Source organism: Rahnella sp. AA, from assembly GCF_002834385.1.
In the GTDB taxonomy this organism is placed as follows: Bacteria; Pseudomonadota; Gammaproteobacteria; order Enterobacterales; family Enterobacteriaceae; genus Rahnella.
Genome location: NZ_PITQ01000009.1, coordinates 22,328 through 47,838, shown reverse-complemented (window position 1 = coordinate 47,838; position 25,511 = coordinate 22,328). Strand labels below are relative to the sequence as shown.

Below are 25,511 nucleotides of genomic sequence, written 5' to 3'. Positions count from 1 at the left end.
TTGTGAACGTTCGCCGGATACCGTTTATCTTCAATCCGCTGGCCCTGACCCTGGGGCTGGCGTTGCTGGCAGCACCTGCGCTTTCGGCCCCCGTTGTCTCTCCGGAACAATGGTTGCTGGAACAGGTGCGCATCGGGGAGGCCAGCCACCAGGATGATCTGGTGCGTCAGTCTCTGTTTCGCCTGGAACTGATGGACCCGCGAAATCCTGAGGTCCTGTCCGCCCGCCTGCGGCTTTTATTACGTGAGGGCGATCAGGCGACGGCTCAGCAGCAGTTGGAAAAAATTAAACAGATCGCCCCTGATTCTGACGAATACCGTCAGGCGCAGCTCAGCCTGAAAATCGCCTCGCCGGAGATGCAGCAAAAACTTCAGCAGACGCGTTTGCTGGCGACGGCAGGGCGCCTGGATGAAGCCAAAGCGCAATATGACCAGCTTTTCGCAGGTCAGCCGCCAACCTTAGATCTGGCGGTAGAATACTGGCAATTAATCGCCCGCCTCCCGGGGCAAAAGGCCCGTGCGCAGGCGCAGTTACAGGCACTGAATAATCAGTATCCGGGCGATGTGCAGTTGCGCTTGCAACTGGCGCAGATGGCGTTTGATGAAGGTGATAATGCCAAAGCCGTCGGGCTGGTGAAACAGATTGCCACCACCAACGAAGGGCGCTCGCCCGCCGCAGATTTATGGCTGGCAAAAATCAAAGACCAGCCGGTGGGCAATGGCAGCGTTGTCGCGTTGCAACAGTTTATCGCGGCCTTTGATACCGGCCCGCAGGTGATTGCGGCGCAACAGGAACTTCAGCGTCAGCAGGCGTTGCTGGCCGATCCCCACTATCAGGCTCGCGTTCGCGGGCTGGCACAGGTCAGCAAGGGCGGCTCAACGGGCGCAATCGCACCGCTTAAACAGGCGTTGCAGGCTAAACCGAATGATGCCGAAGTGCTGGGTGCGATGGGGCTGGCATATTCCCGTGCCGGTAACCGTCAGCAGGCGCTGAACCTGTTCGAACGTGCTAAAGCCGCAGAAACTGATGGTTATAACTCAGGTAAATGGACCAGCCTGATCCAGACCAACAGTTACTGGCTGAAAATAGATCAGGGTGATAAAGCGCTGAAATCCGGACAGCTTGATCAGGCCGAAGCCGCGTACAAACAGGCGCAGCGTATCGACTCACGCGACCCGTGGGCGCTGATCGGTATTGGCGACGTGGCGGTTGCTCGCAAAAATGACCCGCAGGCGGAGCAGGCTTATTTGCATGCGCTGCGCCTGGAACGCGATAACAGCAGCGCCCAGCGCGGGCTGGTGAATATTTACCAGCGGCAGTCATCACAAAAAGCGCTCGATTACCTTAATTCTTTACCGGCAGCGTCACAGGCCAAGCTGGCGGATAAACAACGTGGTTTACAAAGTGACATTGTCACTGCGCAGGCCGAAAAGTATGTTGCTAACCGCCAGTGGAATCAGGCCGCGAACCGTTATGGCGAAGCCCTGAAACTGAATCCGGACGATGTCTGGACCACCTATCACTACGCCAACGCCCTGCGTGAAGCCGGAGAACCTGCGCAGGCCGATACCGCTTTTGCGCACCTTGCGGCAAAACGCCCGGCGGATCCGGAACAGGTTTACGCCTATTCGCTTTACCTTTCAGGTTCTGATCGTGATCAGGCGGCGTTAGACCATCTGCATACGCTGCCGGAAGCGAAGTGGAACGACAACATGCGTGAAATGGCGCAGCGCATTCAGCTCGATAAAACGCTTACCGATATTGATACCGCAGTAGCAGCGGGCAACAAATCGCAGGCAAAACAACTGCTGCAAACTGCCGATCTGAAAGGCATGAGCCTCAATCAGCAGCGGCGTGTCGCCATGGCCTGGCTTGACGTGGGCGAAACCTCGCGCGCTGCCGCACTGTTACAACCGCTGAAAACTGCGGCCCGTATACAACCCGCCGGGCAGGATAAAGCGCTGATTTATCGCAATGCGGCCAACGTTGAGCAGCAACTCGGCCAGCCTGATCTGTCGCGTCAGGATTACGAACAGGCGATGGTTGCCAGTGGGATAACTGACAGCGTGCCGCAGGACAATGACAGTTACACCCGCCTGACCCGCAACAACGCCAGCGATGACTGGTTGAAACGTGGTATCCGGTCTGACGCGCATGACCTGTACCGCCAGCAGGACGTGAATTTCACCGTCGATACCGATTCCTGGACCTCCAGCGGGACACCGGGGAAATCCGATCTCACCGCCAACACCACCATGTTCCAGGCCGATATGCCGGTTTATCAGGGGCGCGGATTCCTGCGCGCCGACTGGGTGCGCATGGACGCAGGAACGTTCGACAACCAAAACGGCAACTACGAGGCCAGTTTCGGGACCTGTAGTGATCAGAATTGCCGGCGTTACCGCAGCCAGACGGCCAACGGCGTCAGCCTGGGCGCGGGCTGGGAAAACGACAAATGGAAAGGGGATCTGGGCACCACGCCGCTGGGCTTCCCGGTCGTTGACTGGGTCGGCGGGCTGGCCTACAGCGGAGACTGGGGCGATATCGGCTGGACGACCACCGTTTCACGCCGTCCGGTTTCAAGCTCACTGCTTTCCTTTGCCGGTGCAAAAGATCCGGGAACCGGCACCACCTGGGGCGGCGTTCGCGCAACCGGTGCCAGCCTGGGCCTGAGCTACGATCAGGGGCTGGCAAACGGCGTCTGGGCAGACGTCAGCGCACATCAGCTGACGGGTGAAAACGTCGAAGACAACACCCGCGAACGTCTGATGGGAGGTTATTACTACAAAGTCATCAACGAAGATAATCGCCGCGCGACCGTCGGCCTCAGCTCTATGCTGTGGCATTACCAGAAAGATCTCAGCGGCTACACGCTGGGGCAAGGCGGTTACTACAGTCCGCAGCAGTATTTCTCTTTATCGGTGCCGGTGAATTACCGTCAGCGTACCGAAAACTGGTCCTGGCAACTGGGCGGCTCTGTTTCGTGGTCACGCTCGTCGACCAGCGATGAAAAGCGTTATCCGATCCAGAATCTCATTCCTGATTCTCTGCCGGATAAAGGCGCTATCGAAACCGGCAGCAGCGGTTCCGGGTTCGGTTACACGCTTCAGGCGCTGGTTGAACGGCGAGTGAGTTCCCACTGGACAGTGGGCGGGGGGATCGATATTCAGCAGGCGAAAGATTACACACCAAGTCATTTTCTGCTGTACGCGCGATATTCCATGAGCGGATGGCAGGGGGATTTGGATATGCCGCCACAACCGTTAGTACCGTACGCGGACTTTAAGTAATGCCGGAGCGGGCATTGGGCGCTAAGATTTTGGGTTGCCACCCAAGCTGGCCTTAGGTCAAGTTCAAAACCTTGGGTTGCCGCCCAAACTGGCCTGAGGTCAAGTTCAAAACCTTGGGTTGCCGCCCAAACCGGCCTGAGGTCAAGTTCAAGACCTTGGGTTGCCACCCAAACCGGCCTCAAGAGGCGCCTATCGCCGCGCCTCTTAAGAATCTCCGGCTCTTTCACTGCGCGCTACCGCTCGCTGGCACTGTTTCAGCGGCTACCGTTAGTGCCGCAAACGCCGCCGCTGCGCGGTTCTCTCGCCTCGGGTTCGAACCTGCTCGAAAAAGACTCTCGCTGTTTCTCACTCCTCACTCGACGTCGTTTTGAAAGCGGCCAGAGGCTATGTAATTCGGAAGATAGATGCAGGCCGATTGTTGGTTTTAGCGGCTTAGTGGCCTGCTAAACCCCCTCCCGACCTCCCCCTTCGCAGGGGGAGGAGCAAACCAGCCGTTCGTGAAAGCTTGCGGAATTACATAGCTGTTAGCCGCTTTCAGAAAGCTTGCCGAGCGAAGTGTTTCGAGACCTGTGGCTCGAAACCGAGTAAGGGAACCGCGCAGCGGCAAGTTTTCGCGGCAATAGCTGTAGCCGCTGAAACATAGCCAGCCAGCGATAGCGCTTGTTGAAAAAGCGGGGAGAGATCCAAGAGAGGGAAAGCACTTCCCTCTCTTGGGCGGTTTGGGCACCCGGTGTTAAGTGATAACTGCAATTGAGAAACCGAAATTTTCTCGGTTCTTTGAAATCGCCTCACGGCTAGTGAAAAACCGAAACTGACACAGTCCTAAATCCAAGCGTCAGCGATAAAAAGCGTGATTAAACAGCGCCCTGTTTATAACTCTGCGATCCCCACGTCACCATCCCCGCCAGCAACGGTTTCAACAATGCCTGGAGTTCAGAGGCCTTGTCCTCTGAATAACTGAACGGCTCAATCTCCTCCATGTAATTCACCTGCGCCAGTTCCAGCTGAACGGCATGCACATTGTTTTCCGGCTGGCCATAAGCCCGCGTGATGTATCCGCCTTTAAAGCGGCCATTCAGAACATGCGTGAAACGTGTCTGTTGCTGGCAGGTTTTTTCGAGGATTTCACTCAGCCCGGGCGCACAGCTTTCACCGCTGTTGGTGCCGAGATTCAGATCCGGCAACTGGCCGTCGAAAAGACGCGGGATCACGGAGGCAATTGAATGAGCGTCAAACAGCAGCGCATAGCCGAATTCCTGTTTCATCCGCGCCAGTTCTGACTGAATTTTCTGGTGATACGGCTGCCAGATTTCATCGAGATATTGTTGACGCTGAGAGTCAGTCGGTGTCATTCCCGGTTTAAAGGTGGCGCGCCCGTCAAACAATGTGTCCGGATACAAACCGGTGGTGGCCGTGGTGTAGAGCGGTTTATCGTCGGACGGGCGGTTAAGGTCAATCACGAAACGCGAATACTGACCGACCAGAATACTGGCACCCAGCGCGCGGGCAAAGTCATACAGCTGCGGAATATGCCAGTCGGTATCCGAAAGCGGCAGGGCTGCATCACTCAGCCCGCTGGCGACTTCCGGCGTCAGGTGTGTGCCTGCGTGGGGAATGCTGATCAGTATTGGTGCTGTGCCGGGAATGAAATGGTAAGGATCGGCGATGACGTTAGCTGCTGAAAGGCTCATGAACGAAATTCTCCCCGGATTTCTCCGCGATAAACGATAGTGCAGGGCAACTGCCCGCCCAGCCAGTAAACAAGTTCTGCCGGTCGCGACAGCGGCCAGTGGATGAAATCAGCGACTTTACCTGCTTCCAGCGTGCCGTGTGTTTCCTGCAAACCCAGCGCCCGAGCGCCGTGACTGGTGATCCCGGCCAGCGCTTCTTCCGGCGTGAGACGAAACAACGTGCAACCCATATTGAGCATCAGACGCAGCGAAAGCGCCGGAGAGGTTCCCGGATTGGCGTCGCTTGCCAGCGCCATCGGCACGCTGTGCCGGCGAAAATGCGCCACCGGCGGGCACTGCGTTTCGCGCAGCAAATAATAGGCACCCGGCAGTAAAACGGCGACCGTTCCGCTGGCGGCCATCGCTTTAGCGTCGTCTTCGGTAGCGTATTCCAGATGATCGGCGGAGAGCGCGTGGTGTCGTGCGGCGAGCGCGCTGCCGTGCAGTGAGGAAAGCTGCTCTGCGTGCAGTTTGACCGGTAAACCCAACGCGGCGGCGGCAGTAAACACCCGCTCAACCTGCTCCGGCGAGAACGCCAGATGTTCGCAGAATGCATCCACCGCATCGGCCAGATTTTCGCTGGCGACCACCGGCAGTAACGTGTCGCAAATAAGGTCAATATACTCATCGGCGCGGCCCTTAAATTCAGGCGGCAGGGCATGCGCGGCAAGGCAAGTGGATTTCACCTCAACCGGCAACATCACGCCCAGCCTGCGGATCACGCGCAGCATTTTCAGCTCGCTTTCCACACTAAGCCCGTAGCCGGATTTAATCTCAACGCAGGTGACACCTTCGGCCAGCAGCGGTTTGAGGCGAAATAGCGCCTGCGCCAGCAGTTCATCTTCTGTGGCGTCACGCGTGGCGTTAACGGTCGAGAGAATTCCGCCGCCTGCTGCCGCGATTTCGGCATAACTTACACCGTTCAAACGCTGTTCAAATTCAGCGCTGCGATCGCCCCCGAACACCAGATGCGTATGGCAGTCGACAAAACCCGGCGTGATAATGCCGCCGTCAAAATCGTGCTGTTTTGCGTCAGAAAAGGCCGGGCAATCCGCGGCACTACCTGCCCAGACAATCTTGCCACCGGTGACGGCAATCGCGCCGTTTTCGATCAGGTTGTAATGCCCGTCTTTCATTGTGACGAGCGTGGCGCCGCGCCATATGCTGTCACAGTGAGAGGGCGGTTCGGAAGACAAACGGGGGGAAAGTGCTACCGGCATGACAGGCTCCAGGCTGAATTCATCTTGTATAGACAACTAAAGTCAACCTAACGCATAACCGCTAAACCGGCAAGGCGGCCAGCGATAGTTTTTTCTTATTACGAGACGTCTTCCAAAATTTAAACGAAGGGATAGCGGCCCGTAACGACCGCGATTAGGGTATGGCGGAATGAAAAGGCATCAGCCGTGGCTGGTGAAGCGCCCGAACAGCTGGTAACGGGAACCCGGATAAATCAGGCGTGCAGACGTCACCACGCGGCTGCCGCTCCAGGTGCGGCGATGGATTAAGAGGCAGGGCTCATGCTCACTGAGTTGCAAAAGTTCGCGCTGTTCATCGCTGGCACCCACGGCTTCAACGCGGTGTTCACCGGCGGTCAGGGGCGCGATTTCCATCAGATAGGTGTACGGGGTTTGCTTATTGAGCACCTGCTGAAGGTAATCTGGCGCGGTTTCCGGGTTTACAAAGCGGTCTTCAATTTGCACCGGCACATTATTTTCGTAATGCACAATCTGCGAGTAAAACAGCATGGCGCCCGCTGCAATACCCAGCTGAAGTGCCTGTTCGGCGTCGGCCAGACGGGCTTCACAGACCAGAATTTTGCTGTCGTGGCGGTGCCCGCGCTGGGCAATTTCATCGGCAATATTATGCACTTCGAGCATCGGCGTGTAGGCCTTGGCTTCAGCCACAAACGTCCCGACACCCTGCATGCGGATCAGAAAACCTTCGCTGGTCAGTTCGCGCAGCGCACGGTTGATGGTCATGCGGCTGACACCCAGCTCGTTGACCAGTTCACTTTCAGAAGGTACGCGCTGATGCGGCTTCCAGACACCGGCGCGGATCTGCCCGATGATCGCCTGCTTCACGCGCTGATAAATCGGCGCGGGCGTGTCGCTCATGGCCGCAGCCAGTTCGGACAATGTCTGCTGAGACACTCCCTGTTGCGCTGCACTTTGCGAAGAAAGTGATGTGGACTCCGGCATGTCTCTTACCTCTCAAAAAATACACAGGTATCTGGAAAGTTTCCCGGAATGTCCGCCGGTTTCCCTTTGCGCAAAGCAACGGAAAGGCGTGACGGAAAACTAAATTTATAAAAAAAGGATTGTTGCAAGTTTACAGCGCAATCAGGCATATGTATATGTATAGACAAGTCGCTTAAAAGTTTTGCAATTGTTTCTACAAAATTGCGTTTATGTTTCTCATTGCTGATCAGGAACGCTGTTATGCCTGCTTATTTTGCTTCACGCGCCTTACTTGCCCACGGCTGGGCGCACAATGTGCGTCTGGACGTTGATGCCGCCGGAACACTGAGCGCCGTGACGCCCGGTGGTGACCCTGAAGGCTGTATCCGTCTTTCCGGCCCGGTTGTGCCGGGTATGCCAAACCTGCATTCTCACGCTTTTCAGCGTGTAATGGCGGGATTGGCGGAAGTCGCCGGTGATCCGCAGGACAGTTTCTGGACATGGCGCGACCTGATGTATCGCATGGTACAGCGCCTGACGCCTGAACAGGTTGGCGTTATCGCCCGTCAGTTGTACATCGAAATGCTTAAAGGTGGCTATACGCAGGTCGCTGAATTCCACTATCTGCACAACGATATCAGCGGAAATCCTTATGCAAGCCGTGGGGAAATGGCCGCGCATCTGAGCCATGCGGCCGCGCAAACCGGCATCGGCCTGACCATGCTGCCGGTGCTTTACACCTACGCCGGATTTGGCGCTCAGCCCGCGCAGGGCGGGCAAAAACGGTTTATTCAGGATGCCGACGGTTACCTGCAACAGCAGGACATTATCCGCAGCCAGATTAAACACCAGCCGCTGCAAAATCAGGGTTTGTGCTTCCATTCGCTGCGCGCCGTTTCGCTCGAACAAATGCAGCAGGTACTGGCGGCGGGCGATAAACAGTCGCCGGTGCATATTCATATCGCCGAGCAGCAAAAAGAAGTGAACGATTGTCTGGGCTGGAGCGGGCAGCGCCCGATCGCCTGGTTGTATGACAATCTCGACATTGATGCCCGCTGGTGCCTGATCCACGCCACTCACGCCGACCGGTTTGAACTGGCGAGCATGGCGAACAGCGGGGCAGTTGCCGGGCTTTGCCCGACCACGGAAGCCAACCTTGGTGACGGCATTTTCCCCGGTGTGGATTACCTCGCGCAGTCTGGCCGCTGGGGAATTGGCTCCGACAGCCACGTTTCCCTCAACGTGGTGGAAGAACTTCGCTGGTTTGAATACGGCCAGCGGCTGCGTGACCAGCGCCGGAACCGCCTGACCACAACCGCGCAAAATTCTGTCGGCGATGTGCTGTATACGCAGGCGTTACAGGGCGGCGCGCAGGCGTGCGGTGCAGCAATCGGACAGTTATCCGCAGGCTATCGCGCCGACTGGCTGGTACTCGATGGTCAGGATCCTTATCTGTCAGCCGCCAGAGACAGTGAGTTGCTTAACCGCTGGCTGTTTGCCGGAAATACCTGGCAAATCCGCGATGTATTTGTCGGTGGCGTCGCACGCATTGTCGGCGGGCAGCATGAACAGCAACAGGAAGCAGCAGAAGATTTCCGGCACCTGCTGAATCAGCTGGCAGAGGATGCGGTATGAAGAACTGGCAATACTTCTCCTTCGAGAACTTACCGGTAAGCCCGTGGAAAAACGGTGGCGGCGAAACCCGCGAAATCCTCAGCTGGCCGCCGGGTAAAACTGATTTCGACTGGCGCGCCAGTATTGCCACCATCGCACAGGACGGCCCGTTTTCCGCATTTCCCGGCATTGACCGTTCCATCACATTGCTGAGCGGTGAGGGTGTTCATCTGTTTTCTGATCCGGAGATTGATCATCACCTCAGTGAGGCGGGTAAACCTTTCGCATTCAGCGGGGACACTGCGCTGAGCGCGAGTTTGCTGGGCGGAACAACGACAGATTTCAATATCATGACCCGCCGAAACGGGTGTTCTGCGCAGGTGATTTCTGCCACTAAAAGCCTCTGTGTTTCTCTCACTGAGGGTGGCGTGCTGTACGCCATCCGCGGAACGTGGCAATGGCCAGATGGTCGCCAGTTTGGTCGCGGAGAAGGGTTTTTCCACGCAGCTCTTGCTGATGCGCGCCACGACGGGGAAGGCGTGGAAATTACGGCACTTGAGGATAACGGCCTTCTGCTCTGGGCAAAGATAGCGGGTTAGCCGTGCGCTAAAAAAGAGCGTGCTGCGCACCGAATTGATTCATCCGCTGCCTGGCCACCGGGCAGATGGAGACGGGAAACGACGTAAAACGGCCTCTGCCGGAACTGGCACAAAGCTTGCTTTAATACAGTCGACTGACTTGTATAGACAAGAATATACAGTAGCGCAATTTGCCTGAAGCTTTTCACCGCCTCAGGCGTTCCCCCGACAGGTACTTTGGCAGGAGTGGCAGATGAGCAACATGATTTCCAGGGCTGTACTGAAACGTTCGTTGTCTTTGTTAGGGCTGGCTGTAGCGATGGGCAGTGTGACTGTCAGCGCGGCACAGGCGGCAGATACACCGATAGCTATTGGTATCTCAGGGTGGACAGGTTTTGCACCGCTGACGCTGGCGGACAAAGCCGGGATCTTCAAAAAGAACGGCCTTGAAGTCACGCTGAAAATGGTGCCGCAGCAGTCCCGTCATCTGGCGATTGCTTCCGGTTCATTGCAGTGTGCGGCGACCACGGTGGAAACCTATTTAACCTGGAACGCCAGCGGCGTGCCGATTAAACAGATTGTGCAGCTTGATAAATCCTACGGTGCGGACGGTATCGCCGTGCGCAGCGGGATTAACAAAATTACCGACCTGAAAGGGAAAACCGTCAGCGTCGATGCGCCGGGTACTTCTTCTTACTTCCTGCTGGCGTGGATCCTCGATAAAAACGGCATGACAATGAAAGATGTCAAACTCGCAACGCTGGGACCTGACGCGGCGGCGCATGCGTTTATCGCCGGGCAAAACGATGCGGCGGTGACGTACGAGCCTTACCTTTCCACCATCCGCCAGAGCCCGGACAAAGGCAAAATCCTTGCCACGACGCTCGATTATCCGATGGTGATGGATACGCTGGGTTGTACACCAGCCTGGCTGGATAAAAACCCGAAAGCCGCACAGGCGCTGGTGAACAGCTACTTTGAAGCGCTGGATATGATCAAGAAAGACCCTGAGAAATCCAACGAAATCATGGGGGCTGCGGTAAAAGAAACCGGTAAACAGTTTGCAGAAGAATCCAGTTATCTGCGCTGGCAGGATCGTGATGCCAACAAGAAATTCTTCAGCGGTGAAATCGTCACCTTTACCAACGAAGCCGCGCGTTTGCTGACTGAGATGAAAATCCTGCGCAAAACGCCGGACATCAATACTTTATATGACGCGAAGTACGTGAAATAGCCATGAAGGACAACGACATGAACAGTCCTGTCACTCAGGCAGTAAAACATCCCGTTAATGCGCAGTCAGATTTACGCGAGCCGGCACCGTTGCCGGCAAGCAAAAAAATATGGCATAACCCGATGATGGTGCCTTTGCGTCCGGTCGCGGCAAGGCGACGCGGTTTCCTCGGGTTCTGTTTTTTTGTCCTGTTTTTCGCCCTGTGGTCGCTGGTGACGTTTACCGGATTTGTGTCACCGACGTTCCTGGCCAGCCCGGCCAGCATGTTGCAGGAAGGCGTTTTACTGTTTACCGATTTCGATTTCACCACCGATATCGGCATGACCGTCATGCGCGTGCTGGGCGGTTTTGTTCTGGCCTGTGTCATTGCCGTGCCGTTGGGCATTCTGATGGGGTCGTACAAACTGATTGAAGCGTTCTTTGAGCCGTTTGTGTCGTTTTGCCGTTATCTGCCTGCTTCAGCGTTTGTTCCGCTGCTGATCCTGTGGGCGGGTATCGGCGAAATGCAGAAAATCCTGGTGATTTTCATCGGCTCCTTCTTCCAGATAACCCTGATGGTGGCCGTGACGGTCGGCGCTGCGCGACGTGATCTGGTCGAAGCCGCGTACACGCTGGGTGCGACCAATCAGAGCGTGGTTCGCCGGGTGATTATTCCGGGTGCCGCGCCTGAAATTGCCGAGCTGCTGCGGCTGGTGCTGGGCTGGGCGTGGACGTATGTCATCGTGGCGGAGCTTATCGGTTCATCGAGCGGCATCGGCCATATGATTGTTAACAGTCAGGCGCTGCTCAACACCGGGCAAATGATCTTCGGCATTATCGTGATTGGCTGCATCGGTTTGCTTTCTGACCTGTTATTTAAAGCGGCAAACCGCCGCCTGTTTGTCTGGAGTTCACTGTGATGAGCCATCCGAAACTGAGTGTCCGGCAGGTGGAACGTATTTTCACCGGCCCGAAAGGCGAGAAAACGCAGGCGCTGTTGCCGGTGGATTATCAGGTTAACGAAAATGACTTCATCACCATTCTCGGGCCTTCCGGGTGCGGAAAATCCACGCTTTTGCGCATTGTGGCAGGGCTGGATCAGCCAACGCGCGGGGAAGTCTGGCTCGATGGCGAACTGGTTGACGGTCCTGGCGCTGACCGGGGCATGGTGTTTCAAAGCTACACCCTGTTTCCGTGGCTGACCGTGGAACAAAACATCCGTTTTGGTTTGCAGGAACGCGGTGTCAGCAAAGCGGCTCAAAAAGAGCGCAGCGACTATTTTATTAATAAGGTCGGGCTGCGCGGATTTGAGCAGCATTTTCCCCGTCAGTTGTCCGGCGGCATGCAGCAGCGCACCGCGATTGCCCGTGCACTGGCGAATGACCCGAAGATTTTGCTGATGGACGAACCTTTTGGCGCGCTCGACAACCAGACCCGCGTAATGATGCAGGAACTGCTACTGTCGATTTGGGAATCCTCGCGTAAAACCGTGCTGTTCGTGACGCACGATATCGACGAAGCGATTTTCATGGCGAACAAAGTGGCCATTTTCAGTGCGCGGCCGGGGCGGATTAAGACAGAAATAGCCGTCGATTTCCCGCATCCGCGTGATTACACCCTGAAAACGTCACCGGAATTTATGGCGCTGAAAGCGCGGGTGACGGAAGAAATCCGTACCGAAACACTGCAGACGATGGATCACTGATCTTTCCCTGCGGGTAAGCGTTTAACGTTGTTATGTCAGGTATTGCATAAACACCCGGCGGGCTGAGGCCTTAGCCGGGTTTACTTCCCGTTTCACTTGTCTATACAGGAATAGATTATGGCTTCTTCATCCACCGATTTAACCCTTTGCTGCCTGCAACCGGGCCACGTTGACCTGCCGATGCTGCGCAAAATTTATCAGGGCAACGTCCGCCTTGAACTGGCTGAGGAGGCACGTGCTGGCGTACTGGCTTCGCAGGAAACGGTCACCCGCATCGTGGAGTCGGGCAAAGTGGTTTACGGGATTAACACCGGTTTCGGCAAACTGGCGCAGACGCGCATACCTGCTGAACGGCTGGCTGAGCTGCAACGTAATCTGGTGCTGTCGCACAGCGTCGGTATCGGCAAGGATCTGGCGGATAACGTGGTGCGTCTGGTCATGGCAACCAAAGTCCTGAGCCTGTCGCGCGGCCATTCCGGGATCCGCATTGAGGTGATTGATGCGCTGATTACTTTATTTAATGCGGGAGTGTATCCGTGTATCCCGGAGAAAGGTTCGGTCGGCGCGTCCGGTGATCTGGCACCGCTGGCGCACCTTTCCCTGATGCTGATTGGTGAAGGTCAGGTCACGACGAAAGGTGAAAAAATGTCGGCCATCGCCGGGCTGGCAACCGCCGGTCTGGTGCCGTTCGAACTTGGCCCGAAAGAAGGGCTGGCGCTGCTTAACGGCACCCAGGTTTCAACGTCTCTGGCGCTTTCCGGTTTGTTCGAAGCGGAACGCGTATTTTCTGCCGGGCTGGTGGCGGGCGCATTGTCGCTGGAAGCCATCAAAGGTTCGGTAAAACCGCTCGATTCGCGCATTCACGAAGCCCGCGGTCAGCAGGGCCAGATTGGCGTTGCGGCGGCGCTTTCAACTATTCTGGCAGGCAGTGACATTGTCACGTCTCACGCCGATTGCGGGCGTGTTCAGGATCCGTATTCCATCCGCTGCGTGCCTCAGGTGATGGGCGCTTGTCTGGATAACCTGCATCACGCGGCGCGAATTCTTCGCATAGAAGCTAATGCCGCATCCGATAATCCGCTGGTCTTCTCTGAAAATGGCGACGTGATTTCCGGCGGTAACTTCCACGCTGAGCCGGTGGCGTTTGCTGCCGACATCATCGCGCTGGCGGTGGCGGAAATCGGTGCGATTTCAGAACGCCGCATGGCGCTGCTGCTCGATACCGGCCTTTCCGGTTTGCCCCCGTTTCTGGTGAATGACGGTGGTGTGAACTCCGGTTTCATGATTGCGCAGGTGACGGCGGCGGCGCTGGCGTCAGAAAACAAATCACTGGCACATCCGGGCAGCGTCGACAGCCTGCCTACGTCGGCGAATCAGGAAGACCACGTTTCAATGGCGACTTACGCCGCACGCCGTCTGGGGGACATGTGCTTTAACACCAGCGTCGTCGTGGGCATCGAAGCCATGGCGGCCGCACAGGGGATTGATTTCCATCGTCCGCTGCAAAGCTCCGTGACGCTGGAAAACGAAATGACCGTCATCCGCGAAAACGTCGCGTTCCTGGAAAAGGATCGCCTGATGGCGCCGGATGTAGAAATGATGCGCCTCTGGGCTTCCCGTGAACACTGGCCAGCGGCGATTGAAGCACTGCTGCCAAGCTTTGTCTGACCGCAAGCTTTGCCTGATTATTTTTGAGCTAAAACACCCTATTTGAGAGAAGGAACCGACGATGAACGCTCCACAAAAAACGGCTGTTGCCCGCGTTGTTCGTGCGCCGCACGGGACTGAACTGAGCTGTCAGAACTGGCTGATTGAAGCGGCGTACCGCATGATCCAAAACAATCTTGATCCGGATGTCGCTGAGCGCCCGGAAGACCTGGTGGTTTACGGCGGGATTGGTAAAGCGGCGCGTAACTGGCCCGCGTTTGAAGGCATTCTGGAAAGCCTGCGCCAGCTGCGTGAAGACGAAACTCTGCTCGTTCAGTCCGGCAAACCGGTCGGCGTATTCCGTACCCATACCGATGCGCCGCGCGTGCTGATTGCCAACTCCAATATCGTGCCGCACTGGGCAAACTGGGAACATTTCCATGAGCTGGATAAAGCCGGGCTGATGATGTACGGCCAGATGACTGCCGGTTCGTGGATTTACATCGGGGCGCAGGGCATCGTTCAGGGCACCTACGAAACGTTCGCTGAAGCTGGTCGTCAGCACTACAACAGCGACCTGCGCGGCAAATGGATTTTGACCGCCGGTCTGGGCGGTATGGGCGGCGCACAACCGCTGGCGGGCGTTCTGGCCGGGGCGTGCGTGCTGGCGATTGAATGCCAGGAATCGCGTATCGATTTCCGTCTGCGTACCCGTTATGTCGATTACAAGGCGCACAGCATTGATGAAGCGCTGGCAATGATTGAAAAAGCCTGTGCGGAGAAAAAAGCCATTTCTGTCGGCCTGCTGGGCAATGCGGCTGAACTGATGCCACAGCTGGTGGCGCGTGCGAAAGAAGGCGGTTTGCGCCCGGATATCGTCACCGACCAGACCTCGGCGCATGACCCGCTGAACGGTTATCTGCCGGAAGGCTGGAGCCTGGAAAAATGGCAGGAAGCGCGTAAATCGGATCCGCAATCTGTGGTGAAAGCCGCAAAAGCCTCGATGGCAAAACACGTTCAGGCGATGCTGGATTTTCACGCTATGGGCATTCCGACCGTGGATTACGGCAACAATATCCGTCAGGTGGCGAAAGACGAAGGCGTGACCAATGCCTTTGATTTCCCGGGTTTTGTCCCTGCGTATATCCGCCCGCTGTTCTGCGAAGGCAAAGGCCCGTTCCGCTGGGTGGCGCTTTCCGGTGACCCGGAAGATATCTACAAAACTGACGCCAAACTCAAAGAACTGTTCCCGGATAACGCCAACCTGATCAACTGGCTGGACATGGCGCGTGAGCGCATTGCCTTCCAGGGTTTACCGGCACGTATCTGCTGGCTCGGTCTGGGTGAGCGTCATATTGCCGGGCTGGCGTTCAATGAAATGGTACGCAACGGTGAGCTGAAAGCGCCGGTTGTTATTGGTCGCGACCATCTGGATACCGGTTCTGTGGCCTCGCCAAATCGTGAAACCGAAGCCATGAAAGATGGCTCTGATGCGGTTTCCGACTGGCCGCTGCTCAATGCGTTACTCAACACCGCGGGCGGCGCGACCTGGGTCAGCCTGCACCACGGCGGCGGTGTCGGCATGGGCTTCTCGCAACATGCGGGTATGGTCATTGTTGCGGACGGCACTAAAGAGGCCGATGCACGCCTTTCGCGCGTTCTGTGGAATGACCCGGCAACCGGCGTGATGCGTCATGCTGATGCCGGTTATGAGCAGGCCAAAGCCTGCGCGGAACGAAATGACCTGAACCTGCCGATGTTATGAAACCCGTTCGGGCAAGTGATTAATACAGCGGCAATTAAATTGAACAAAATCAGCGGGCAGTGGCGCAGGCCGCTGCCCGTTTTGTTTCTAAAATAATCTGAAAATGCGTTAAAAAGTGGCGTAAAACCGCGCTGACTTCCTGCATACTCGGGAACAGAATCTTCACAGCATGAGGTAAAAGATGGCTTCAGATCAGACCGTTTTTGATGCAGCAAAAGAGAGCCTGAAAAATCTGGCAAGGCCCGCATCACGGGCGCTGGGTGTGTATAACGCAGGGCTTTCAGCCGACGCTGTACAGCAAAAATATGGCGTAGCCCGTATCGCCAAACTGGCGAGCAATGAGAATCCGCTGGGGGCCAGCCCGAAAGTTATCGCAGCACTTGAAGCCGATGCACGTTTCAGCGCGATTTATTCTGATGCCTCGAGCGCTGCATTGCGTGCGGCGCTGGCGAGAGAAACCGGCGTCAGCGCGGAAAACATTGTGGCCGGCAACGGTTCTGAAGATATTTTACACATGCTGGCGCTGGCCTTTCTCAACCCCGGCGACCGCGTCGTCACGCTGATCCCATCATTTGGCCTGCATGAAATTTTCCCGCGCATGATGGGAGCAGACGTTACGCTGGTGGGCGTCAATGCGCAGCAGCAGTTTGACATTGAGGTCTGGGAACAGGCGCTTTCCACACCCGCCAAAATGGTGATTTTCAGCAATCCATCGAACCCGGTGGGCTGCATGCTGGGGCGCGAAGGATTCGCCCGTATTATCGATGCCGCCCCGCAGGATTGCATTCTGGTGATTGACGAAGCTTATTTCGAATATTGCGAAAACGAGCCGGATTACCCTGACAGCCTGCGCGTGCTGGCTGCGCAGCCGCGCCCGTGGATTGTGTTGCGTACCTTCTCCAAAGCCTACGGGCTGGCCGGTTTGCGTATTGGCTATGGTTTAGCCAGCCATCCTGAACTGGTGAATCTGCTCGACCGTGTCCGGACGCCGTTCAACATTAACCGCTCAGCGCAAACCGCCGCCGTTGCGGCTTTGCAGGACAAACAGCACGTTCGTGACAGCATTGCGCTGGTCACGGCGCAGCGTGAAAAAATGGCCGCTGAGCTGACGGCTCTGGGCTTCACCGTTGCGCCGTCGCACGCCAATTTCCTGTTTTTTGACTGCGGTCAGCCGAGCTCTGAACTGGCACAGCGATTGCTTACTTATGGCGTCATTATCAAACCGTGGCGCGAAACCGGTTATGAAAACTGGATCCGCGTGTCAGTCGGTAATGAACAGGATAACCGGCAGTTTATGGAAAGCCTGAAACACATTCTGGCGGAGGAAGCCGCGTGAAGCGTGCTGCGTTAAACATTGAAGAATTGCGCCATCAGGCGCGGTGCGCGTTGCCGCGTTTTGCTTTCAGCTATGTGGAAGGCGGGGCGGATGATGAACAAACGTTGAAAGATAACCGTGAGGTTTTTGCCCGCTGGCGCTTTATTCCGCCGGTGCTGACGGACTCCAGCCAGCGCGATTTGTCCGTCACGCTATGCGGGCAGATGCTTTCTGCGCCGGTGCTGATTGCACCGACCGGTTACAACGGCATGCTGCGTTTTGGCGCAGACGCCATGCTGGCCCGTACCGCCAAACGTGCCGGGATCGGGTATATCCAGAGCACGGTATCCACGGCGTCGATTGAAGAAATCGCGGCGGAAAACCTGCCGCAGCACTGGTTTCAGCTGTACGTATTAAAAGATCGCGCGGTGACGACTGGCCTGCTTGAGCGGGCGAAAGCCGCCGGATGTACCACGCTGGTGGTGTCCGTGGATGCCGTACATTTTGGTAATCGTGAAAAAGATAAACGTAACTACCGGCGGCCAATGAAACTTTCATTGTCGAGCCTGGTGGACGTGGCGCTGCATCCCGGCTGGGTGTGGCGGACGCTCAAACCGGCGGGCATGCCCGGTTTTGGCAATTTAAAACCTTACGTGCCTGCGGATAAACAGCGCGGCGCGGGCGGGGCGAGCTATTTCTCAGAGCAGATGGATACCCGTCTGAACTGGGAAACGATCGGCTGGATCCGCAGCCAGTGGCAGGGCGCGCTGCTGATTAAAGGCATTCTGGCACCGGCCGATGCGCAACGTGCGCTGGACGCGGGCGCGGACGGCATTGTGCTGTCCAACCACGGCGGCCGACAGCTCGACGGTTCGGTCAGTGCGATGGAAGTCTTGCCGGAAATCCGCCAGTTGTGCGGGGCAGATGCCACTATTCTTATCGACAGCGGTTTCCGTCGCGGCACGGACGTGGTGAAAGCGCTGGCGCTGGGCGCGAATGCCGTATTGCTTGGCCGCCCGATGCTCTACGGCGTGGCGGCGGCTGGCGAAGCGGGCGCGCAACGTGCGCTGGAGATTATCTTGCAGGAAGTTGACCGCACGCTGGCGCAGCTTGGCTGCACGTCGGTGCATCAGCTGGGGCCGCATTTGCTGCGTCCTCAGTGGTAATGTGTACAAACTAAAAACAGTAAACATCCTCAGAATTTTTAACCTGAATCAGTCAAACACAAGCATCACGGAGAAGCAGTTATGCAGGCACAGAACATCATCTTCCCGGCGCAAATTCTGCGCGGCCCCGGCGTTATTTCTCAGCTTGGCGATATTTGTGCGTTGCTGGGAAAGCGCGCGCTGGTGATTGGCGGGCATCAGGCCCTGATGGCGGTGGGCGATAAAATTCGTCATCAGCTGGAAGGTTGTGCGGTGGAACTGGTGGGCAGCGAATGGTTTGGCGGTGAAAGCAGCGAAAGCAATATCACGCGTCTGGCGAAAGTGGTGAAAGATAAAAAGGCCGACATCGTGATTGGCGTGGGCGGCGGGAAATCTCTCGATACCTGCAAGGCCGTCGGCGTGGAAACCAATGTGCCGGTGGTGACCATTCCGACCATCGCCGCAACCTGCGCCGCTGTCACTCCGCTGACTATCCGTTATCACGATGACGGGCATTTCCGCGATTTGTTCCCGCTGCCACAGGCACCTGCGGCGGTCATTATCGACAGTGCAATTCTGGCTGCCGCGCCGTTGCGCTGGCTGGCTGCGGGGCTGGGCGATACGCTGGCAAAATGGTATGAGTTCCGCGCCATCAGCCGTCATAACGGCCAGTTAAGCGGCGTTGCGCGATCTTCGAGCGCCAACAGCCGGATTTGTTATGACCTGATCGAATCCTGTGGCCCGGCCGCCTGCGACGCGGTGCGCGCCGGTAAACCGAACGCCGAACTGGATCAGGTGCTGGACGCCATTTTCATGTTTGCCGGTCTGACTTCGCTGATGAGCAGCGGGGCCCACGCCGCCGCATCCCACGCTATTTACGAAGGTTTCACTGTTTGCGATAAAACCCGCGAGTTCGGTCACGGCTTGCTGGTCGGTTTCGGCAACCTTTGCCTGCTGGCGCTGGAAAACCGCAGCGACGAAGAGCTGATGGAAGCCATCAGGCTCGCCCACGCCTGCGCCGTGCCGCTGCGTCTGAGTGAAATCGCCGAGCTGAATGCCGGAGAACTCGACAGCATCGTGAAGGCATCGTTGCATGCACCGGACATGGAAAACATGCCGGAGCCAGTGACGGCAGGGGGATTGTATGAGGCGATCTCGCGGGTAGAGGCAATGGCAGATTTGTTGGATGCCTGAGCGGCCACAGGCATCCAGGCACAAAAAAAGCCGATTCCCATGAACCGGCTTTTTAAGATCAAACCCCATCACCTGATGGTCAAACCGCCGGTTTGGCAATCACATTGCGATTTTCCATCCGTACTTCCGCGATATTGACATCAATGATGTCACTCTGACGATAGGCGACTTCGCCTTTGATCAGCACGGTGCCGGTGTCTGCGCTGCAAACCAGCTCGTCGCGCACGCTGTGCAGGAACGGAGCCGGGATGAACGCGACCGCGCCGATATCTTGCAGACGGACGCGCAAACCACCTCGGGTCACATCGATAATTTCAGCACTGAATTTCACATCCGTGCCGACTTTATCTTCCAGATAACGGGCATACAGCCAGTCACCGACATCGCGCTCGGCCATGCGGTTTGCACGGCGGCGTTCGGCTAACTGAACGGTCATCTCGTCCTTCGGTTTCTCTGCGGACTGTTGCAGGATCATCGCTTTCAGCAGACGGTGATTCACCATATCGCCGTATTTACGGATAGGTGACGTCCAGGTCGCATAGGCTTCCAGACCCAGACCGAAGTGCGGCCCCGGTGTGGTGCTGATTTCCGCAAAGGTCTGGAAACGACGGATACGGCTGTCGAGGAACTGTGTTGGTAAGGCATCCAGTTTACGGCGCAGCGCACAGAAACCTGGCAGCGTCAGCAATTCTTCAGCATTGGCTTCCACATCGTTAGCCTGAAGCACCGTGACAGCGTTTTCGACCAGCAGCGGATCAAAGCCGGTGTGCACGTTGTATACGCCGAAACCGAGGCTGTCGCGCAGCGCAATAGCGGCACAGACGTTAGCAGCGATCATGGATTCTTCAACAATGCGGTTAGCGATACGGCGGTGCTCAGCGACGATTTCCAGAACGTTGCCTTTTTCACCCAACACGAAGCGGTAGTCAGGACGGTCTTTAAACACCAGCGCGTGTTCGGTACGCCATGCGCTGCGCACGTCGCAAACGCGTTTCAGCAGACGTATTTGATCAGCAATTACATCGCTGGCCGGTTGCCATGCGCTTTTCTCATCCGCTTCCAGCCAGTCGGACACATCGTCATAAGCCAGTTTGGCTTTTGATTCGATGGTGGCGGCGAAGAAACGAATGTCATTGCCCAGTGCACCATCGGTGCCCAGGGTGACGGAACAGGCGAGAACCGGGCGGCTGACGTCCGGCCACAGAGAGCACACGTCGTCGGACAATTCACGCGGCAACATCGGGATGTTAAAGCCCGGCAGATAGTTGGTGAACGCACGTTTTTTGGCGATGTTATCGAGTTCGCTGCCTTCGGAGACATATGCCGTCGGGTCAGCAATCGCGATGGTCATCAGCAAGGTGCCGTCGCCGTTGTCTTTCACATACAGCGCGTCATCCATGTCCTGCGTGCTGCCGCTGTCGATGGTGACAAATGGCAGGGCGGTCAGGTCTTCACGGGCCAGACCTTCATCGCGCAGTTCAGCGATATCGGATTTAGGCGCTTCACGCTCAAGATTATGGCGTGCCAGCGTGACCCACCACGGCGCGAGATCGTCTGTGCCGGTGGTGATCCACTCGGTGATTTCAGCCTGGAAGCTGTGATCGCCTTCTTTCAGCGGGTGGCGGCGCATTTCAGCGACGCACCAGTCGCCATCACTGACTTCATGATTGATGTTACGGGCGACGCGGCACTGAATGGCGTCTCGTAATAAAGGATGGTCAGGGATGATGGAAAGACGGTCATCTTTCTTCGTCACTCGACCTACAAAACGGCTGAGGAACGGCTCAACCAGCGTTTCCGGCTGGACGACTTCACGTTCTTTTTCGGTTTGCAGGGAGGCGATTACGCGGTCCCCGTGCATGACTTTTTTCATGTACGGAGGCGGAATGAAATAGCTTTTTTGGCCGTCTACTTCAAGAAAGCCAAAGCCTTTCTCAGTGCCTTTCACAATGCCTTCGACACGTGGGGTCTGAGAGTGAAGTTGCTGTTTTAGCTGCGCGAGCAGCGGGTTATCTTGAAACATATCGTCCAGAGAATTAGGGTTAATGTAGCTCGATTAGCGGCAGACAGTTTTACGCGATTAAGCCCCTTCGGGCAAGCTCTTACTGCTGATAACCCTGATGCAGGAAAGGACTTATACCCGCATCAATAACGGGTATAAGTGAGTTGTTTTATGCGATACGTTGCAGGTCAACTTTTTGCTCGCAGCGACGGATGGTCACCGGAACGGCTTTTGAGGTCGGAGTGTGGGTCTGGTCGCCAAAACTGGACATCGGAACCAGCGGATTGGTTTCCGGGTAATACGCCGCCAGATTCCCGCGCGGGATATCATAGCTCACCAGTTTGAAACCGGTGACTTTGCGTTCAATACCGTCGTTCCACAGGGTTTCGATTTCCACCAGTTCGCCGTCGTTCAGACCTAAATCGGCCAGATCCTGCGGGTGAATAAACAAGACTTCACGCTGGCCGTATACGCCGCGATAACGGTCATCGAGGCCGTAAATCGTAGTGTTGTACTGATCGTGCGAACGCAAAGTTTGCAGGGTGAACGGGGCATTCTGGTCACCCATCGGGATTAGCACTTCAGGCAGCGGAGACGCGCTGAAATTGGCCTTACCGCTCAGGGTATTAAATGTCAGCTCTGCGGCAGCATTGCCCAGATAGAAGCCGCCTTTGATATCGCAACGTGCGTTGAAATCCTTGAATCCCGGGATGGTGGCTTCGATATGATCGCGGATCAGGTTGTAATCATCGGCCAGCGCCATCCAGTCGAGGTATTTGTCACCCAGCACGGCGTTGGCGATACCGCAGACAATCGCGGTTTCTGAACGCTGCTCTTTAGATAACGGGATACCCACGCCTTCGGACGCATGCACCATGCTGAAAGAATCTTCCACGGTGATGAACTGAGAACCGGTCGCCTGCATATCCAGTTCGGTCCGGCCCAGTGTCGGCAGGATCAGCGCTTCAGCGCCCGGCGTCAGGTGTGTGCGGTTCAGCTTGGTGCTGATCTGCACGGATAAATCCAGATTGCTCAGCGCCTGTTCGGTACGCGGAGTATCCGGTGCTGCTGCCGCCAGATTCCCGCCAAGGCAAATCAGCACTTTCGCATCGCCACGCAGCATAGCTTCCAGCGCTTCAACGGTGTTATGGCCGGGAACGCGCGGTGGGGTGAATTTGTAGTGGCTTTCCATCGCATCGAGTAAGGCTTTCGGGGCTTTTTCGTCAATCCCCATCGTGCGGTTACCCTGCACGTTACTGTGGCCGCGCACCGGGCATAAACCGGCACCGGGTTTACCCAACTGACCAAACAGCAGTTGCAGGTTAGTGATTTCACGGACTGTCGGCACGGAGTGCTTGTGCTGTGTGACGCCCATCGCCCAGGTACAGATCACGCGTTCGGCATTCATATAAATGGCCGCTGCTTCACGCAGGTCTTGCTCACTCAGACCCGACTGCCCGGTGATTTTTTCCCAACTGGTGGCATCAACAACGGCCAGATACTCATCTACGCCGGCACAGTTTTTGGCAATGAATGCTTCATCAAACAGGGAAGGCTGGCCTGAGGCAATGCGTTCACGCTGGGTTTGCAGCAACGCTTTTACGATACCGCGCACGGCAGCCATGTCACCGCCCAGATTTGGCTGGTAATACGCCGAACTGATGCGACCGGCTTTCGGTGTCACCACTTCCAGCGGTTTTTGCGGATCGGCAAAACGTTCGAGACCACGTTCACGCAGGGTATTGAAGCTGACGACTTTTGCGCCACGGTCAGAAGCATGACGCAAACTGTGCAACATACGCGGGTGGTTAGTGCCCGGATTCTGACCAAAGACGAAAATGGCATCGGCTTTCTCAAAGTCATCCAGACGGATGGTGCCTTTGCCCACGCCGATACTTTGCTTCAGGCCCACGCCGCTGGCTTCATGACACATGTTCGAGCAGTCAGGGAAGTTGTTGGTGCCGAACATGCGGCCAAAGACCTGATAAAGATAAGAGGCTTCGTTACTGGCACGACCGGAGGTGTAGAAATCTGCCTGATCCGGGCTTTCAAGGCCTTTGAGATGGCTGGCGATCAGCGAAAATGCGGCGTCCCAGCTTATCGGCTCGTAATGGTCGGTCGTGCGGTTATAACGCATCGGGTGGGTCAGACGCCCCTGATACTCGAGGAAGTAATCGCTTTGTGCGCGCAGTTTACTGACGCTATGCTGAGCGAAGAATTCCGGCTCAACGGCTTTACGTGTGGCTTCCCAGCTGACGGCTTTAGCGCCGTTTTCGCAGAAACTGAAGGTGCTGTGATTATCGTCACCCCAGGCACAACCCGGGCAGTCAAAACCGCGACCTTTATTAACACGCATCAGGTTACGCAGGTTTGAGAGAACTTTCTTGCTGTCGAAGACGAAACGGGTGGTAGATTCCAATGCACCCCAGCCGCCGGCCGCGCCGTGGTAGGGTTTGATCTCAGTTTTAAATTTCATGATTATGCTTCGCAGGTGGTTTTTGTCTGGTCTGTAAACAATCAGTACGGTGAATTGTTAATCTGATTGTTAATTTTATGTCACAAGTTTAGGAGGGAGATACGCTGGCGTCTAATCGAATGCCATGATGGTGTGATAAGAACCATCTATCGCAGAAAAATATCACGGAATAACGCAAATTATACCGGTGCTACAGGCTTCTGAACTCAATTTCATCAGGAGGGAAAACAGCGGGTTGTGATAACAAAATCAAATGATCACCCGGCGGGCGGTTAGCGGCACGGGTTAACACAATATGTAACAGAACCGTTTCACTATGAAATGCTTAGCAAAAGACTAAGGGTTTTTCTGAAGAGGGTTTTAAGGCACCCTATGCGGCAAATTGTTTTTCATGATTTTTTTGTATATTCTCGCCGCCTTTTTGTGATTTGAAAAATGTTGCTGGCAGAAAAATATTGCGCGCTTAAGGAAGATTCAGTGAAACGTAGTGTAATGAGTGTCTTATCTTGTGTATTGATGTTTTCCGCAGGCAGTGCGAAAGCGATCGCACCACTGGATTTCCCTGTCGTGCCGCCGAGCATTGATGCGGCTTCATTTGTGCTGATGGATTATGCCAGCGGTGACGTGCTGGCCGCCGGTAACCCGGATGAACGCCGTAATCCGGCCAGCCTGACCAAACTGATGACCGGTTATGTCATTGACCGCGCGCTGGATCATAAAAAAATCACCATGGACGATGTGGTGACTGTCCCTCAGGAAGCCTGGGTAGCCGGCAATAAAAGCCTGGCAGGTTCTTCCCTGATGTTCCTCAAACCGGGTGACCGCGTGTCCGTCCGTGACCTGATCCGTGGCATCATCATCACCTCCGGTAACGACGCGTGCGTGGCGATGGCGGATTACGTGGCAGGAAGCCAGGATTCTTTCGTCGGCATGATGAACCAGTACGTGGTGAGCATGGGGCTGACGAACACCCATTTCGAAACCGTACACGGCCTGGATGCGCCGGGTCAGTTCACTACGTCTTATGATCTGGCAAAACTGTCCCGCGCGATTATCGGCGGTGAGCCAGAGGAATACCGTATGTATGCCGAGAAATCGCTGACGTACGACAACATCACTCAGCAAAACCGTAACGGCCTGTTGTGGGATAAAAACCTGCAGGTGGATGGCCTGAAAACGGGTCACACCGAAAGCGCCGGTTTCAATATTATCGCGTCGGCCACGCAGGGCGATCGCCGCCTGATAGCTGTCGTCATGGGTGGGAAAAGCTCAAAAGGGCGCGAAGAGCAGGCACGCAAACTGCTGACCTGGGGCTTCCGCGAATACACCAGCAAGCAGATCTTCAAAGCGGATCAGACCGTTTCTAACGAGCACGTCTGGTTTGGTGCGAATTCTCAGGTGAAAGTCGGCTCCCTGAGCGACGTGTTTATCAGCGTTCCGCAGTCTGACGCCGATAAACTGAAAGCGCAGTATGTGCTGACCAATCCGCAGATTGACGCGCCGCTGAAAAAAGGCCAGGAACTGGGCAGCATCAATATTGTGGATAACGGTAAAGTGATCAAAACCGTTCCGCTGGTAGCGCTGGAAGACGTAGCGCAGGGCGGGATTATCAGCCGCGCGATTGACTACGTGAAACTGAAAATCTAAGTTCTGCTCC

General features: G+C 56.1%; 17 protein-coding genes. 12 read left to right on the top strand and 5 right to left on the bottom strand.

Translation table 11 applies throughout. The features are described from left to right. Positions 1 to 2: 2 nt before the first annotated feature. Positions 3 to 3,290: a cellulose biosynthesis protein BcsC gene (locus CWS43_RS19930; protein WP_369825902.1), complete on the top strand. Its 3,288-nt coding sequence runs from the start codon at positions 3 to 5 to the stop codon at positions 3,288 to 3,290. Between the two features lie 854 nt (positions 3,291 to 4,144). Here CWS43_RS19930 and hutG read toward each other — a convergent pair. The 3 genes from hutG to hutC form a co-directional block, all read right to left on the bottom strand. Further along, on the bottom strand, positions 4,145 to 4,981 hold the full coding sequence (gene hutG / locus CWS43_RS19925; RefSeq protein WP_101078827.1) for an N-formylglutamate deformylase: 837 nt from the start codon (positions 4,979 to 4,981) through the stop codon (positions 4,145 to 4,147). Further along, a complete protein-coding gene (gene hutI / locus CWS43_RS19920; protein ID WP_101078826.1) occupies positions 4,978 to 6,240 on the bottom strand; it encodes an imidazolonepropionase in 1,263 nt (420 codons plus the stop codon). Before hutI ends, hutG begins: the two co-directional genes overlap by 4 nt. 180 nt (positions 6,241 to 6,420) lie before the next feature. Continuing rightward, positions 6,421 to 7,221: a histidine utilization repressor gene (gene hutC / locus CWS43_RS19915; RefSeq protein ID WP_101078825.1), complete on the bottom strand. Its 801-nt coding sequence runs from the start codon at positions 7,219 to 7,221 to the stop codon at positions 6,421 to 6,423. A gap of 240 nt (positions 7,222 to 7,461) precedes the next feature. Between hutC and CWS43_RS19910 the strand changes: the two genes are divergently transcribed. The 10 genes from CWS43_RS19910 (at position 7,462) to CWS43_RS19865 (ending at position 19,376) form a co-directional block, all read left to right on the top strand. Then, positions 7,462 to 8,835 (top strand): formimidoylglutamate deiminase, encoded by a 1,374-nt coding sequence (locus CWS43_RS19910; protein ID WP_101078824.1) that lies wholly within the window; start codon positions 7,462 to 7,464, stop codon positions 8,833 to 8,835. Then, on the top strand, positions 8,832 to 9,413 hold the full coding sequence (locus tag CWS43_RS19905; protein ID WP_101078823.1) for a HutD family protein: 582 nt from the start codon (positions 8,832 to 8,834) through the stop codon (positions 9,411 to 9,413). Before CWS43_RS19910 ends, CWS43_RS19905 begins: the two co-directional genes overlap by 4 nt. A 232-nt stretch (positions 9,414 to 9,645) precedes the next feature. Beyond that, positions 9,646 to 10,626 carry an ABC transporter substrate-binding protein gene (locus CWS43_RS19900; protein ID WP_101078822.1) on the top strand — a complete coding sequence of 327 codons (981 nt, stop codon included), beginning with the start codon at positions 9,646 to 9,648 and terminating at the stop codon, positions 10,624 to 10,626. Between the two features lie 17 nt (positions 10,627 to 10,643). After that, entirely contained in the window at positions 10,644 to 11,525 is an 882-nt protein-coding gene (locus CWS43_RS19895) for an ABC transporter permease (protein ID WP_101078821.1), read from the top strand. After that, a complete protein-coding gene (locus tag CWS43_RS19890) occupies positions 11,525 to 12,310 on the top strand; it encodes an ABC transporter ATP-binding protein (protein WP_101078820.1) in 786 nt (261 codons plus the stop codon). Before CWS43_RS19895 ends, CWS43_RS19890 begins: the two co-directional genes overlap by 1 nt. A gap of 117 nt (positions 12,311 to 12,427) precedes the next feature. Then, positions 12,428 to 13,978, top strand: a complete 1,551-nt coding sequence (gene hutH / locus CWS43_RS19885) for a histidine ammonia-lyase (RefSeq protein WP_101078819.1) — start codon at positions 12,428 to 12,430, stop codon at positions 13,976 to 13,978. Positions 13,979 to 14,039: 61 nt separating this feature from the next. Continuing rightward, complete coding sequence (gene hutU, locus CWS43_RS19880; protein ID WP_101078818.1) at positions 14,040 to 15,722, top strand: urocanate hydratase; 1,683 nt, start codon at positions 14,040 to 14,042, stop codon at positions 15,720 to 15,722. A gap of 181 nt (positions 15,723 to 15,903) precedes the next feature. Then, the gene (gene hisC / locus CWS43_RS19875) at positions 15,904 to 17,058 is read left to right on the top strand and encodes a histidinol-phosphate transaminase (protein WP_101078817.1); all 1,155 of its coding nucleotides are present in this window, start codon (positions 15,904 to 15,906) and stop codon (positions 17,056 to 17,058) included. After that, a complete protein-coding gene (locus tag CWS43_RS19870; protein ID WP_101078816.1) occupies positions 17,055 to 18,203 on the top strand; it encodes an alpha-hydroxy acid oxidase in 1,149 nt (382 codons plus the stop codon). The genes hisC and CWS43_RS19870 overlap by 4 nt, the downstream gene beginning before the upstream one ends. 81 nt (positions 18,204 to 18,284) lie before the next feature. Next, positions 18,285 to 19,376, top strand: coding sequence for an iron-containing alcohol dehydrogenase family protein (locus CWS43_RS19865; protein WP_101078815.1), 1,092 nt, complete (start codon positions 18,285 to 18,287; stop codon positions 19,374 to 19,376). Between the two features lie 79 nt (positions 19,377 to 19,455). Here CWS43_RS19865 and CWS43_RS19860 read toward each other — a convergent pair whose 3' ends face one another. Together CWS43_RS19860 and CWS43_RS19855 are read right to left on the bottom strand one after the other, a co-directional pair. After that, positions 19,456 to 21,399 carry an exoribonuclease II gene (locus tag CWS43_RS19860; protein WP_101078814.1) on the bottom strand — a complete coding sequence of 648 codons (1,944 nt, stop codon included), beginning with the start codon at positions 21,397 to 21,399 and terminating at the stop codon, positions 19,456 to 19,458. Positions 21,400 to 21,547: 148 nt separating this feature from the next. Further along, the gene (locus CWS43_RS19855; RefSeq protein WP_101078813.1) at positions 21,548 to 23,854 is read right to left on the bottom strand and encodes an FdhF/YdeP family oxidoreductase; all 2,307 of its coding nucleotides are present in this window, start codon (positions 23,852 to 23,854) and stop codon (positions 21,548 to 21,550) included. Positions 23,855 to 24,331: 477 nt separating this feature from the next. Here CWS43_RS19855 and CWS43_RS19850 point away from each other — a divergent pair, with 477 nt between their 5' ends. Beyond that, complete coding sequence (locus CWS43_RS19850; protein ID WP_101078812.1) at positions 24,332 to 25,501, top strand: serine hydrolase; 1,170 nt, start codon at positions 24,332 to 24,334, stop codon at positions 25,499 to 25,501. Positions 25,502 to 25,511 lie beyond the last annotated feature (10 nt).